Raw genomic sequence first — 15,008 nt, 5'->3', positions numbered from 1 at the left:
TAGCTTCCTCCTAAATTGAGTTATTTTTATTTGCACCATTAGCTAATTCAAACATATCAACAAAATAATCTACTGTATATTCTCCTATTAAAAATTTTGAATCAGATTTTGCTTTAATGGTTATACTTTTAAGATCATTTATATTTGGGTCATCTTCGTTAGGTACACAATTAAATAAAATTTCATAATCAATATCAATCTGTATAACATATCTATAAAAAAATAATTCTTGTTTTACAAAATTAGTTATTAATTGCCTACTATTTAAATCTTTAAAATGCTTAGATTTAAATGAAAAAAAAGGTCCTTTTTCATCTGATAAATCAATAACTTTTGTACTAAAAGTTGTATTAATTTCTCCTTCAAGATAAAGAGGATTTTTTTTAAATCTAACTGTAAAGTTAGTATTTTTTATTACTCCTTTATTTGAAATGCTATTATTATCAATCCCTATTTCTATATCACTATTTAAAAGATTTTCATTATCGATATTTCAAAGCAGTGAATTTCTTTCTCTTAAATCACTTAGAATTTTTTCTTTATATTCAGACAAAGAAAGTGAACATCAATAATCTATTTGCTTTTTTTGTGTATTTATTTTAAACAATTTAGTTTTAAGAATTTTGCTATACCCTTTAATGCTAATGTTTTCGTTAATAATTTTAATTTGAAATTCAATATTTCCTCTAATAATATCTTTGTTATCAACTAATGATGAAAAATTTGTAATATCTCAATCTTCTTGAAATTCAATGTGGTTTTTATTTGTATTATATTTAATTATAGTGTTTATGCTATTTTTTATATAATCTCATTTGTTTCCAGCAGTTAAGTTTAGTGAACTAAAATCAATGTCAAATAAATCAACTTCTTGTTCTTCTTTATTGCTATAATCACAACTAACAACACTAGATGATATAGCTGCGGTTAATGAAAATGCTGATAATAATGATAAAATCTTTTTCATAAGTATCTCCTTTAGATAATCGTTATAAAATTCTTTTTTTTGTACTTCATTTTTAATATTTAATTTATGTCCTCAGTTTGATCGATATTTACTTTTATTGGTTCACTAGTTCCTCTATAACTTAAATTATTTTCTTTTGGTTTAATTTTTATATAAATATCACTTAATATATAATTTTCATCATCACTTGAATGGTATTTTTTTAAACCTTTTAAAAAGTTTTTTAAATCTTCTTGACTTGCTTGATTATAACTTTTAAATTCTCCATCAACTTTATCACTATAATAAACTTCATTTTTTGCTAAAGCTGTAAAATCTTGATTTTGATTTTTTAAATAATAAAATAAAAACTGTTTTTCTTCTTTACTTTTTTTTAAAGATGAATAAATTTCGCTAAGTAAATTATTATTATTAAATGCATCATTATTATCATTATTATTTAAAAAATCTTTATTTAAAAATTCTGGAGTATAAATAGCAGAATTTATTTTTTGAAAATCTAATGATGATAAATCAAACTTATGATAAAAAGCATCATTTTCTAATATTTTTTGTGCACCAAAATCAACTAAATTATGAACTGATAAAAGTTGCAAATAATTTGGAATCATATTTACACTAGTTAGATATTGATCTTTTAAATAATTTTTAAAATAAGGATAATTAACACCATTTAAACCTGTAGTTTTGTCAAACATTTTGATATCATCTACCATAAACACTTCAAATATTTTTTTTCATTCAAGAGTTTCAAACATGTAATTATACATTTCTTCATCAATAACTTTTTTTAATATATTGATTGTATCTTTAGTTATTTCATTTTGAATAGTGTTTTTTGAAGAACTTAAATCAAAATTTTTCTTATTATAAGCACTTAAAAACTCTTCATCAAGTTTTTTTATCTGAGTGTTATTTAAAGAATAAGTCATTTGTATAGTTAAATGCCCATCAAGATCATATTGATCTTTATAATAATCACTTAAACGTAAGAATATAGTTAAAAATTCTTTATTTGTTTGACTAACTTCAAAACTTTTTATACCAAATTTGTTGGCTTTAGTTTTATCACTTTCATCAACAAAAAAATCTCATAAATTATTTTTATATTTTTTTATAAAATTAGTTATGCTTTCAATATTTGGGATACCAAATTCATCTAATTGATATTTAACATCACTCTCAAATAAAGCAGAATCAAAACTAAAGTCTTGGCGTTTAACATATGAGTAACATCCAACAATTTGACTAACTGGAATTGTTATTAAGCTTGTAGATAACAAAGAAATTAGTAATTTTTTCATACACCTTCTACCTTTAAAAATTTATTCTTTCTTTTATTCTTTCTTTAAACATTTTTTATAATTTGAGTATAACACATTAAAGTTGTAACTTTTTTTTAATATAGCAAATAAATAATTGAAAAAAAAGTTTATTACTAATCAGACTTATTTTCCATTGATAATTATTTATAAAAAAAGTAAAGTATTTAAAACTTTACTTTATGATATAAATTTTATTCTGTATCTGCTTCTCATTTAATTGTTATTTTTATTGGTTGTGTTTCACCTCTAAAACCTAGATTGCTTTCATTAGGCGCAACTTTTATATAAACATCACTTTTAGATTGAGATTTCAAGTTTGCTAAAAACTGAGTTATCTCTTCTTGACTTGCTTTATTATAGCTTTTAAATTCACCATCATTTGTACCACTGTATAAAACTTCATTTTTAGCTAATAAATACATATCACTAAAATATTGTAAATGCTTAAATAAAAAAAACTTGTTGTCATTCTTTTTAAAATATAAATTATCAAAAACACTTTTTAATAAAAAATTTATATCACCAGAATAGCTATCGTTATTATTTAAAAAATCTCTTTCCAATATTTCTTGAGGCTCATTAGCAATCGCTAACTTTTCATAATCTATTGATGAAAAGTTAAATTTAGTGTTGATTTTATCTTCTTCAAAAATTTCTGTGAAACCAAATTCGACTGCATTGTACAATACTTCAACAATAATAGAAGTTGGCATTCACAATTTATTGTTTTTACTATCTTGTGTTAAATAATCTTGAAACTCTGAATATTTCGAGCTTGTTAAGCCAGTAAACATATCAAAAAAAGTTACTTTATTTTTAAGTATTACTTTAAAGGTTTTTTTTCAGTCTAATTTAGTAAACATATAATCATACATTTCTTTATAAATAACTTGTTTTAATGTATCAATAACATCATTGTTCACTTGTTTTTCAAAATCATCATTTGAAATAGTATTATCAAAATCTTTTTTGTTTTTATAAAGATTTGTAAACTCATTTTTCAGTTTTGTACTTTGGTCTTTATTTAATTTATAAGATAACCTTATAATTACTCGGCCATCATTTTGCACAATATACTTTTCTTTATAATAATCACTAGGTTCTAAAAATAAGACAATATCGTGGTTATTATATTCACTAATTTCAAAATCTTTCAAAAAAAACTTATTTTGTTTGTCTCTGTCATTTTGATCATTAGAAAACTCCCATGGACTTTTTTGATGTTTTGTCAAAAAATTAGATATAGTTTGCACACTTGGTATACCAAATTCTTCCATTTGATAAGCTAATTGTGTTTTATCATTTGTGTTATCTATATCTAAAACTTGTCACATACCAAAAGATACTCTGTCTATATGAGTGTATCCACATGAAGTAATTAAACTAACTGGAGATATTGTTAAACTTGAAGCTAATAGAGTTAATAGTAGTTTTTTCATATTTTTAACCTATAAAATTTATTCTTTAAATTTCTCTTTCTTTTATCCTTTAAATTACCTAATAAAAATATCGACATACTAAGTATAACACATAGAGTGCAAAAGTAATTTTTTAGTAACTTTATATAAAAATCATTTTAAAAAAAATAGCTTATTTAAATTAAGCTAATTTCTATACTGGAATAATAGTTCAAAATTTTTAAAATTATCACAAGTAAACAAAAGCGAAAATTCTTTTTTGCTTGCAAAATAATTTTGATCAAAAGATAATTGCAAAGTTGTATAGTCTTTTATTGGATTTTGTTTTTGATATGGAATATTATAGTTTATGTTTTTTTCTTCACCATCTTCAGAATAATCTACAAATGAAATATTACTATTAGACATTCTTAATATATCTGTATCTAAATCTATATCAAATTTGCTTGCATTTGTGTTTATTATTAATTGTTGTTTTTGTTCATTAAACACTGAAGTTAAACTTTGATCACTTTGAGATTTAATTTTAAAATCACTTTCTTTTATAGTGTATTTATTTTTTGATCGATATTCATTTACTATAATATTAAAATCTGCACTAAACTTTTTAGTAATAACTTTATCATCAATTACAAAGTTTAAATCACAAGTTATAGTTGATTTATATTTTTCTTCTTTTACTTTACTTTTTATTCAAGCTGTTAATTTAAAATACTTTTCATTTGTAAAATCAACTGACTTTTGACTTTCTATTCCATTTAAAAAAATTAAATTAGTGTTACTTAAATTATTTTCAAAGTTTATTTTTAAATTTTTTATTTTTTCAGAAATTTTTAATGATTTGAGAGTGTTTGGTAATATTGAAATATTATATGAATGTATTCCTAATGGATTAAATTGTGGTATTTCAGAATCAAGTGTTGTTGAATTGTCAGAATTATTAGCACTAATTACAAAAGAAATTTTAGTTTTTTCCTTACTAAATGTATTTAAAACATCATTGTTAAATAATAAATAAAAACTAATGTTGTCATCTTCTTTTTTAAAATTTATTTTTTCTGATTGACCATTTTCATTTTGAGCTGTTATTGTAAGATTTTCATAAAAATCCATATTTTCAATATACCACTCTACTTTTTCTCCTCAATTGTTGCTATCTTGAACTTTTTTTACATGTAAGTTTTGGGTGTCTAAATAAATTAAATCAACTCTTATTTTAGTAGAACTTAAAGAATTGTCAGCAGTTAAATCAAATCACATATCTAAATTTATTTTATATTCATTTTTTTTAAATTTTAAATATAGTAAACTTGGGTCTTGATCGTCAAAATAAAATTTATCTCATAATTCTTTATTTTTATTCTCGGGATTAACAATGATTTTATTAAATAAGTTTCTATTTAATATTTTAACCTTTACAATTGGATCTTGATTTTGTGTTAAAGAATATACTTGTTTATCAGTTTGAACCAATTCATTGGTTTGACTACTTTTATAACTATAAGTTTTGTTAAATTTTTGAGGTTCATAGCTTTCGCTTTCAGATTCTGCAGCACTTGGAATTTCTTTAATGGTTAAAGCAATAGTAAAATTAAAATCATCAACTTTTTGATAATCAAATTTAATTAAAATTCCACCTTCAGCAGTAACATCATCTTCACTATAATAAATTATTGGTGACAACTTATGATTAGCATCTTCTCTGTTAGAAATGATATCTTTTGCATCATTAATTATTTTTTTATAGTTGTCAAAATAATTATTTTCAATAGACATTAAATAAGTGTCCATAAGAACTATATAGTCATTAGTTGTCAGTTTTTTGTATGACTCTGTAAATTTTGAACAAGAATAAACATAGCTACTTGTTGAAGCTGTTAAGCCCATTAATCCTAAAGTTGCAAATAATTTTTTAAACATAACTCTAACCTCCATTTAACAAATTCTTTACCTTTTATATATTATAATGGTTGCATCTTTAGCACTATCAGCACTAATCGTTACATTGATTAAATATCAATAAAACGATTCTTCATCATTCATATTTTTTAAACTAACATTAATATATGACCTATCAGTATTGTCAAAATCTATACTTTCGATATGACTATCTTTTTCTTGTCTTTCATAAAAACCAACATGAACATTGGTTAGAGATTTATAATTTAAAATGTGAATTTTTCAATTTACACTACCATCATCACTTATTTCATAATTCGAAATATTATAAATATATTTATCAACTAGTATTTCAGGTTCTACATTGTTTTTTGCTTGATATGTCTTATTTCTAGATGCTGAGTCATCAATTACATAAGAATTATTTGTACTTTCAACAATTGGTGACAAAGTAACTTTAAAATTAAAGTACTTTTCAGAATCTTTTAAAAAATCTATTTTAATATAATATCCCTCTTGATTTGGAAGAGCATTTTTATTAAAAGTAAAAGCTTTTCTATTGTTATAACGATCGATTATACGCTTTTCAACTTCTTGGTGATCATTAAATTTATTGTTTTCAATTTCTATTAAAATATAGTGATCTAATCTTTCAAACTCTTCATCAATACTTTGCACAAAATCATCTGCACTACCATATTTACTAGCAGAAAGACATGACAAAACACCCATAGTTAATGGTTGAATCATAACAATTGATGATAGTGCTAAAATTAGTTTTTTCATTTCTTTCTACCTTTTATAGTTACTCGCTTTTTCATTCATTTTTTTAATACTATTTAAAGTATAACATTTTAAAAAGACTACATTGGTTATTTTTAAAGTGTTGTTTTTGAAAATTAAAATTAAATTTATAAGATTTAGTTTGTTACCACTTGGTATAATATTTTATTTTTGGTTTAAAATACTTTGTTCATTATTAACTATGTTAAATCGACAACTTCTTAAGTTATCAAAAATTAGTTCAATTTCATCATTTTGTATTTGAAAAGAATCAATTAGCAATTCAAATTTTCCCATTTTCTTTTGAGTTAATATTAAATTTTTAAATCCCCTATCATTATTTAAAGAATTTACAGTAATTATTGCTTTTTTATAACTGTTTAAAACATAGATATTTATTTTAATTGGCTTATCTTTTTTATTATTATTTAAGTTTATATCATCTGGTTTTATTAAAATTGGTTGTTTTTTATCATAATAAATCAATGAGTCTGGATCATTTATATAGTCTAATAAATTCATTACATAGCGATGTGAATTTATGCAGTCAAAATTATTTTTAAGCAAAATTTTTTTTAATTTAAAATAATAAATTAAAGTTAAGTATCATCCAATCACAAAAGTATAGCTAAATGCTAAGTATTTTTTATACATTTTATATAAACTCATTTCTTCTTTTACTTGTTTGATAAACACTACTGTTTTTTTTATATATATTATTTGAAAGTAATGATTTGAAACCAATAGAAAAAAAGCAATTATTAGACCATTATAGTATTGAACATTACCGTTATTTACCAAAGGAATTGCAATTGATGAAGTTGTAACAACAAAAAATAGAAAAGAAAACAAAAGTGTTCTTAGTTTATGATAATTAAAAACTTGCTCACTTAAAACTTTATTTTCAACATCTCTTTTAGAATAATCAAAATTTTTTAGCAAACCTCTCATTTTGTACCTCTTTTAAATTATTATAATTCTAAAAAAGTGTTATTTTTATTAAATTAAAAAAAGTTTTTGAGTATCAAAATTAATTAACAAATAGACTCAATTCTAATATACAAAAGTACCTTTCTCATATTTAAAATAATCTGCTTATGTTTTGTTATTGCAAATGCATTTTTTGTTTTAAATATAAAATTTTTGTACAAAAAACCAGTTATATATAACTGGTTTAATTATCTTAATTTTGTAATTAAATTAGTAAAAAGATACAGAAAATAAAGTAACTCTTGATTTTGCTTCAACCCATTGTGAACTAAAAGTTGAATAATTGAAAGCATGTAAATATAACCCACTGTGAAATTTTAGTAAATCACGTTCTGATGAATCTCATTCATAACTAATTTCTCATAATGACATTGCTGCTTTATTACCCGATATATCGTCATACATAAATATTCTTGTACTTTTTGAAGAATCGACTAGTGTTTCAACTACTTCTCTATTACCATTTTGATGATAATCACCATTTATTGAGCTATTACTATTTATAAATACACTATATTTTAAATTTTTAAATGCTTTTAAAGTTAAATCTCTATTTTTTGGAAACTTTATACTAAAATCAAATTCTCATTTATTTTGTCTTATATTTCCTGATGATCCTACTGATACAAGATCTGATTTGTTATTTCTATTGTATAGTGCATTAAAATTATATCTAATTATTGCAGTACCTGTAAATTGATTATCTTCTCTATTACTAGCTGTGATTTCTGCAACACTATAATCTATATCTTGATCGCTTAGAACTATATCATTAGTATTTATTAATACACCTTTTAATTTTCAATAATTTAAAAATTCATTTTTTAAATTTTTAACATCCAAGCTTTTTACTGTTCCTAAGTAAGCTGAAAATTTATATAAATCAATTATAGTTTTCTTAGTATAACTCAATTCCACTTTATCTTTAAATTTACTTTCCCCATTTATTTCAACTGGTTCAATAATAAATTTTCCTGTAGTTGGACTTTTTATTGAAATATGTTTACTCTCTATAGAATAATTTTTTTCCAACCATTTTAAAACATCAGAAATACTTGGAATATTTGAATATAAGTTATTTAAATTTGTAATACTTACAAGATCTTTTAAACTTATTTTTAAATTAAAAGATAAATAAACTTCACCATATATTATTTGATCATTAGAAACTACTTTAGCGCTTTTTTCAGATAAAACTTTAATATCAATTTTATCATAGTATTTTTTAATTGATTCTTCGTTTTTAATATACAGTTCATTTAGAATACTTTCTTTATTATTATCATTAATATATCCCAAATTTGTTTGTTTTATAATATCTCCTATAAATTTAGGTTTTTGTTTACAATAAAATCTAACAAATAATTCCAATTCCCCTTCAAACTGAGAGTTATCATCGAGCGCCTCTATTTTTAATACAACTTGTTTTTTTGGGGAATAATCAACTTCCTCATAATTTTTTGGAATATTAGTAAATTTAAATTTATCAGGCATTCTTTTTAATTGTGCGATTAAATGTTTAATCACCTTAATATCTTCTTTTACCATATTTGTTCTTGAAAGAAGTTGTATTAAAACATATTTAACAACTTCATAATCTCCATAGAGATTACTATCTCTTAAAATAGAAAGGTCAATATCAAGAACTTCCCCATTAATAATATAAGATAAATCATCTTTGTCAAAATCATTATTTTGCACTGAATTATTTTTTATAGTTGTTATTTCATTTATATTAATATTTCTTGTGTTATTGTCATTAGCTATAATTGCAGTTGGCGTTGAAATCATAGAAAAAGCCAATAATATTTTATTTAATTTTAAAAATTTATTACTCATTTTTTTCCTCCTTTATTTTATTATATACCAAACTAATCATAATATTGGAATTTTTTTTATAAATGAAGATATTTATGGTAAAAATTACTGTTGTTAATGAAAAAAACTTTCCAAATAATTTTAAACATTGTAAGTTTTTATGGTAAAAGCTTTGAATATAATATAGTTTTTTAGTAAACATATTTATAAGTCTTATTTTAGATTGTAAAAACCTAATTTGAGTTTTTTTTACTTTTTATAAGCACAAAAAAACCTTTATATAATAACTAATTAACTAGAATATTAAAAAGTTACCTTTAAGGTTTTTTGCAATATAGTTTAATATATTTTGCTTTCAATATGTACATTTTGAAAAAATATAATGACCTAATAAGATATATTTATAGTTTTGCTAAATAGAGTTTTACATTCAACAGATTTATCTCCTTTATTTGTAACAGCTTCTACAAAAAATAGTTCAAAGCTTACCGAATCCTTATCTCCTCTAAGGGTAAAGAATCACTCCTCAGTTTCTTTTGTGTCACTATTTATTGAACTAACCGGATAAGTATTAGAATCTTTAAAAAGCAATTTTATTTTTTGTCCAATGCTATCATCAATATATGTACCTTCATGGGAATATGAAACACCATTATTTACTCTACTTAAAGTATCTTTATAATCGTCTTTTAGTTTTTTTTCTATAATAAAATCTGGTGTTAATAATTCAACAACATCAATATCACTTTTTCCTTGCATATAATATTCTTTTTGTTCTTTACATGAAATAGGTAGAATTGATAATGTTGGCAATATATTAATGCTTGATAATAAAATCAATAATTTTTTCATTGTTTTACCTCCATTTAAAATTGATCTTCATCATAAGCCTCAATCTGTTCTTCTATTGTTATAAATCCATGATGATAATTAAAAATTATTTTAACTATACCAGGTTTATTTGCAATTGAACTAGCTCGATAGCTAATATGAAATAAATTTTTATCTTGATTATCTTGTTCTATTTTAAAATTTTCTATATATTTTATACTGTTATTATAATCCACAATTCTATAGTCTAGTGTATTTTCATTATTCCCATTAATAATTCTCATATCATAAGTTAATGTGTCATAGTTATTTATATCAACTCTTGGTAGAGGATTTTTTAATTTTCCTTGTTCATTTATATCAAAACTAGCTCTAGGTAAAGGTGTTTCAAAATCTACTTTATTTCGACCAGTAGGTTTAAATAAATAACTATATTCTGATGCAATTATATCCACAGATCCATAATCACCAAATGGATCTCCAGGATAAAAACTTTCTTCATCAAGTTCATAATCTCAGTCTAATACTGCTCTATCATATTTTCTATAGGCATCTTTTATATCCTTAAATGTAGATTTATTTGGTGTGGTATTAATATGAATGATTGGTAAATCAATTCTTGGGTCATACTTATCAACCAAGATCAAAGCTCTACCCCTAATTAATTTAGAATTTTCTTTAGCCAATATTTCAACTACCCCACCAGAATCTCCTATTTCACCAGAAAACTTATACTCATAATCAACATCTTTTTTTAAACTCATTTTTTCTAATTCAAAAAGTTTTTCTAGTTTTCTTACTGTTATATCTTCAAACTCTTCTAATTTTTTATTATTATGAAATAATTGTAAATATTTACCATATCAATTTTCAGCAGTGCTAAGGTTTACTTTTTCATCATCTTTATCATTATATTTTAAATCAAAAGTAAACTCTCCAACATAAATTTCTTCCAAATCATCTTTTTTTGCAGATATTTTTAATGTTCCCATTTTTTGTTTTGTTGGTGCAATAAATGCACCTTCATTATAATCAATTTCATTATCATTTAAATCAGCACCAAATCCATATAAAAACTTTTTGGCTCCAGTGTAAAAAAACACTTCTTTTCTAGCCTCTTTAACAGCCTCAAAAAATGAGTTATTTTTTGGGTACAATGTTTTTTGCTTTATATCGTTTAAAAATATCCCTGTTAATTGTTCATTACTTATAATACATTTACCAGAACCTTTTAAGTATTTACTATTACTTGTTGCAACAACTTCTACCGAACCTTTTTTTTCTTTTGTTACTTGTTGATAATTTTGAAATATAAAATCTTCATTTTCTTTAACTTCGCTTACTGTATGCGTATTTATATTGTTAATTATCAATTTTTTTATATAATTTTCATCTACAACTTTAGGATAATAAGTTGCTTCTTCACCATTTGGACCATTAAAATTAGACAAATCATAAATATTATCATCATAAGAAGGTTGATCAAACTTACAGCTAATAACCGTAATAGTTGTAAGCGCAGTAAAATTGATTGCTAATAAAAAATTTAATAGTTTTTTCATAATTAATCACTTTCTTTCGCTACTTTTTCATTCATAATTAATAATTGCTTCTAATTAAATAATATCATATAATTTTTTAATTGTATTTGTATAAAAAAATTAAGTTAAAAAGAAGGAAAAACTATTAGTAATGGTAATAAATAAATTATGAAAATACATATTTTCTTTAAAAAGAATTATATTATTAAAGTAACTAATAATTAGCAATATGGACAATATATGATAATCGTATTAAACTTATAAATATTATGTGTTTTGTTAAATGTGTTGCTTTATTGCAAATTGTAGATTAAAAACTAATAATTAAATCAAGTATTTTTAAATTTAAAAAATAATTTAATGAACATAATAAGTATGTTTATCTTTTATTTTGATGATTTACAGAATTTCAATAGTTCTTGATACACGAAAGTTAAAAATTAGTAATAAACTACAATTCATAAAATAATAGTTTATCAATTTATATAGATTTATTAATAAAATAATTACTCTGAATAAATTTATAAAATATCAAAAAAAATATTAAATAAACAAAACAGAAAAAAGAAGTTTTAGAAGTTGCATCAATAAAATATATAATAAAGAAATGAAAAGTAGTGCGATTACAAACATGAAATAAATTTTTGATTAATTTTATTTTTAACTTATTATTAAATTTAAAAATTAAAAAAAATATTTAACTTATAAGTTAAATATTTTTTTCTTGATAATTGAATATGATAGTAAAATATGTACCTTCATCATTGCCTAAATAAAAATCAACTTTAATCGATTTAAATTCTTCTAAATATTTTTTATCATAAGATAATTTGATTGTTGAAGATTTTTGAATTATTTTAGGTTTTTTATAAGATATATCACATTTAACATTAGCTCCTGAACCTTTTGACTCAATTTTTAATTTTGAATTAGAAGCTCTAAATATATCGTTATTTAAATCTATTAAAAACTGATCTTCTTTTGTGTTTACATTTATTATAGCTTTACGATTCCCTATAGTAATTCGTTTATAGTCAAAATCTACTATGTCTTCATTCATTGTTTTAATATTGATATCATCTTTTTCTAAATCTTTTATCTGTTCTGCATCATTGATCAAAAATTCAGAATCGGTACTTATTGATTTAGTTATTTTTGTTTCTCCTAAATAAAAGTTTCAATCAAAATTTATTTTAAAATAATAAACATTTTCCAAATCATCATTGCTAGAAATTCAAGCTTCATAATTTACATATTCTTCATTGGTGAAGTCAACTGTTTTTTCATTTTGAACACCATTGTAAAATATTATATTTATATCATCAACATTTTTTTCAAATACATATTTTAAATTTGTAAAGTTTTCTTTAATTGAAAACATAGTTTCTTCAAAAACATTTGCATATTGTTTTGGAAATGCAAAATATCCAGTTGTATCCAATGGATTAACTATATCCATTGTATAATTTATTTCTTTGGGTTTTACATTTTTATCAGTACTTGATATAACTATACTTAGTTTTGTATCTTTTTCTGAAACTTTGTTGGCTTTGTCATCCTGAAATCATAAATATAAACTTGCAACATCACCATTTCATTCAACTGGTTTATATAATTTATAAAAATTAGCGTCCTTATCCAATTTTACTTGAATGTTAATTTTATTACCGTTGGTATTGTATAATTGAGAGTTTTCCACTTCAATTTGAGTTTTACTTCCTCAATCATAACTACTATAATAAGAATTATTCTTATCTATTCTTTTTGCATGTATTTGTTGTTTGTCAAAATAAATTGACTCAACTCTAAATTCTGTAGTTTTTGGACAATTATTTGCAGATAATTTAAAGTCAATATTTATATTAATTCCATAAGTATTTTTTTTAAATTTTAAAAGTAACTTACTGTTGTCATTTTTATCAAATGAATAACCTTCATATATATCTTTAAGTTGATTTATATCATCAATCATTATATTTTCAAATTGATTACGATTTAAAATTTTTACTTCTACTGTTTGATCACTATCTTGATTTAAAGTATATGTTTTTTTGTCTAATAAAATTTCTTCATCGGATTGTCCTTGTGCCAAGGTATATGTTTTTGAAAAACTTTTTAAATCTTCATCTTCCTTAGGGGTTGTTCCTTTTGCTTTTACATCTCTAACATTGACTGTTAATTCAAATAAAAATTTAGTTTTTTCTTTTTTTTCAAAAGTTACTAGTATTCCATCTCTGTTTGTTATTTCTTCTTCACTGTAATAAATTGTTTGTATATTGGTGGGAGATCCAATATCATTATGAGTCGCTGCATTATCAATTACTTTTTTTAAATTACTTATTATTTTAGTATAACTGTTTGAATAATCATTCTTATATCTTGACAGATAATTATCAACAATTATCATAACTTCAGAAGATATAACATATGGGTGAGCTTTAAAAACCGATTCATTAGCACATGAGTATGTAAAACTACTGCTAGATACAAGTAAACCCATTAAACCAGATGTTAATAATAACTTTTTAAACATATTTTTTTCTCCTTTAAATTTTATTAACTGCATCTTTATTAACAGTTCTTTTGTAAATTAATGCAACTGCAGGTTTACCATATTCACTAGTCACAGTAAATTGAACATTAAGTACATCATCTATATCTGGTAAATTTAAATTTCTAAATTTAATTATAATATATGATTTATCTGACTTATCAAAATCATAATCATCAATAAATGGGGAAGAAGGCCCGTCATTTGCATTTGAACTTATGTAATATGTGTCGTCCTTAGTATAATTTGAGATGTGTAATTTAATCATAGGATTTTTTTCCTCTAATTTTTCATCTGCAATATTATAAATGTATTTATCTAATGCTATTTGATATTTAGTATCATCACTTTTACTAATTTTAAAGTCTCTACTTAATCGTGAGCTCTCATCAATAACTGTTTCATAGTTAAAGTCATCTTCCTCGTTAACTTTTATAATATCTGTTAATGTAACTTTAAAATTATAGTTTTTCATATCATCATCTAAAAATTCAAATTTTACATAATAACCTTTTTGACTAGGTAAAAAATTCTTGTCAAATGTAAAAAACTGATTACGTGTAAAGTATTGATAAACAATCTCTTCAACTTTTTTGCGATCTTTAATACGATTATAAGAACTTATGTAACCTTCTAATGCATTTAACTCTGAGTTTTTATCTCCAATACCATAAGATCATACAGAGCTACCCCCAGAAGAACTACAAGAAACAACCCCAATAGAAGCTGATTGAATTAAGAAAATAGATGATAGTGTTAACAGTAATTTTTTCATATTATTTAACCTTTTCATTTATAAGATAATGTTTTACTTTTTTCAATTATAACATAGATAGATTAAAAGTGTTATTTTAAAACTTTAAATAACAAAAACTCCTATTTTTA

At 22.5% G+C, this 15,008-nt stretch carries 11 protein-coding genes; all 11 read right to left on the bottom strand.

The genetic code is table 4. The features are described 5' to 3' along the window. Positions 1-10: 10 nt before the first annotated feature. A complete protein-coding gene (locus SHELI_RS02155) occupies positions 11-967 on the bottom strand; it encodes a lipoprotein (RefSeq protein WP_069116245.1) in 957 nt (318 codons plus the stop codon). Between the two features lie 59 nt (positions 968-1,026). After that, complete coding sequence (locus SHELI_RS02150; RefSeq protein ID WP_069116243.1) at positions 1,027-2,271, bottom strand: hypothetical protein; 1,245 nt, start codon at positions 2,269-2,271, stop codon at positions 1,027-1,029. 212 nt (positions 2,272-2,483) lie between these two features. Beyond that, the gene (locus tag SHELI_RS02145) at positions 2,484-3,731 is read right to left on the bottom strand and encodes a hypothetical protein (protein WP_069116241.1); all 1,248 of its coding nucleotides are present in this window, start codon (positions 3,729-3,731) and stop codon (positions 2,484-2,486) included. Between the two features lie 165 nt (positions 3,732-3,896). Then, complete coding sequence (locus SHELI_RS02140; RefSeq protein ID WP_069116238.1) at positions 3,897-5,630, bottom strand: hypothetical protein; 1,734 nt, start codon at positions 5,628-5,630, stop codon at positions 3,897-3,899. Positions 5,631-5,657: 27 nt separating this feature from the next. Beyond that, the gene (locus SHELI_RS02135; protein WP_069116236.1) at positions 5,658-6,395 is read right to left on the bottom strand and encodes a hypothetical protein; all 738 of its coding nucleotides are present in this window, start codon (positions 6,393-6,395) and stop codon (positions 5,658-5,660) included. A gap of 162 nt (positions 6,396-6,557) precedes the next feature. Then, positions 6,558-7,343: a hypothetical protein gene (locus SHELI_RS02130; RefSeq protein ID WP_069116234.1), complete on the bottom strand. Its 786-nt coding sequence runs from the start codon at positions 7,341-7,343 to the stop codon at positions 6,558-6,560. A 249-nt stretch (positions 7,344-7,592) separates the two neighbouring features. After that, positions 7,593-9,221: a hypothetical protein gene (locus SHELI_RS02125; RefSeq protein ID WP_069116232.1), complete on the bottom strand. Its 1,629-nt coding sequence runs from the start codon at positions 9,219-9,221 to the stop codon at positions 7,593-7,595. A gap of 366 nt (positions 9,222-9,587) precedes the next feature. Beyond that, a complete protein-coding gene (locus SHELI_RS02120; RefSeq protein ID WP_069116231.1) occupies positions 9,588-10,052 on the bottom strand; it encodes a hypothetical protein in 465 nt (154 codons plus the stop codon). A gap of 14 nt (positions 10,053-10,066) precedes the next feature. After that, positions 10,067-11,593 (bottom strand): hypothetical protein, encoded by a 1,527-nt coding sequence (locus tag SHELI_RS02115; protein ID WP_069116230.1) that lies wholly within the window; start codon positions 11,591-11,593, stop codon positions 10,067-10,069. A gap of 688 nt (positions 11,594-12,281) precedes the next feature. Further along, positions 12,282-14,105 (bottom strand): hypothetical protein, encoded by a 1,824-nt coding sequence (locus tag SHELI_RS02110; protein ID WP_157087569.1) that lies wholly within the window; start codon positions 14,103-14,105, stop codon positions 12,282-12,284. Positions 14,106-14,118: 13 nt separating this feature from the next. Further along, positions 14,119-14,898 (bottom strand): hypothetical protein, encoded by a 780-nt coding sequence (locus SHELI_RS02105; protein WP_069116227.1) that lies wholly within the window; start codon positions 14,896-14,898, stop codon positions 14,119-14,121. Between the last annotated feature and the right edge of the window lie 110 nt (positions 14,899-15,008).

Source organism: Spiroplasma helicoides, from assembly GCF_001715535.1.
In the GTDB taxonomy this organism is placed as follows: domain Bacteria; phylum Bacillota_I; class Bacilli_A; order Mycoplasmatales; family Mycoplasmataceae; genus Spiroplasma_A; species Spiroplasma_A helicoides.
This window is presented reverse-complemented; position numbering and strand designations above follow the sequence as displayed.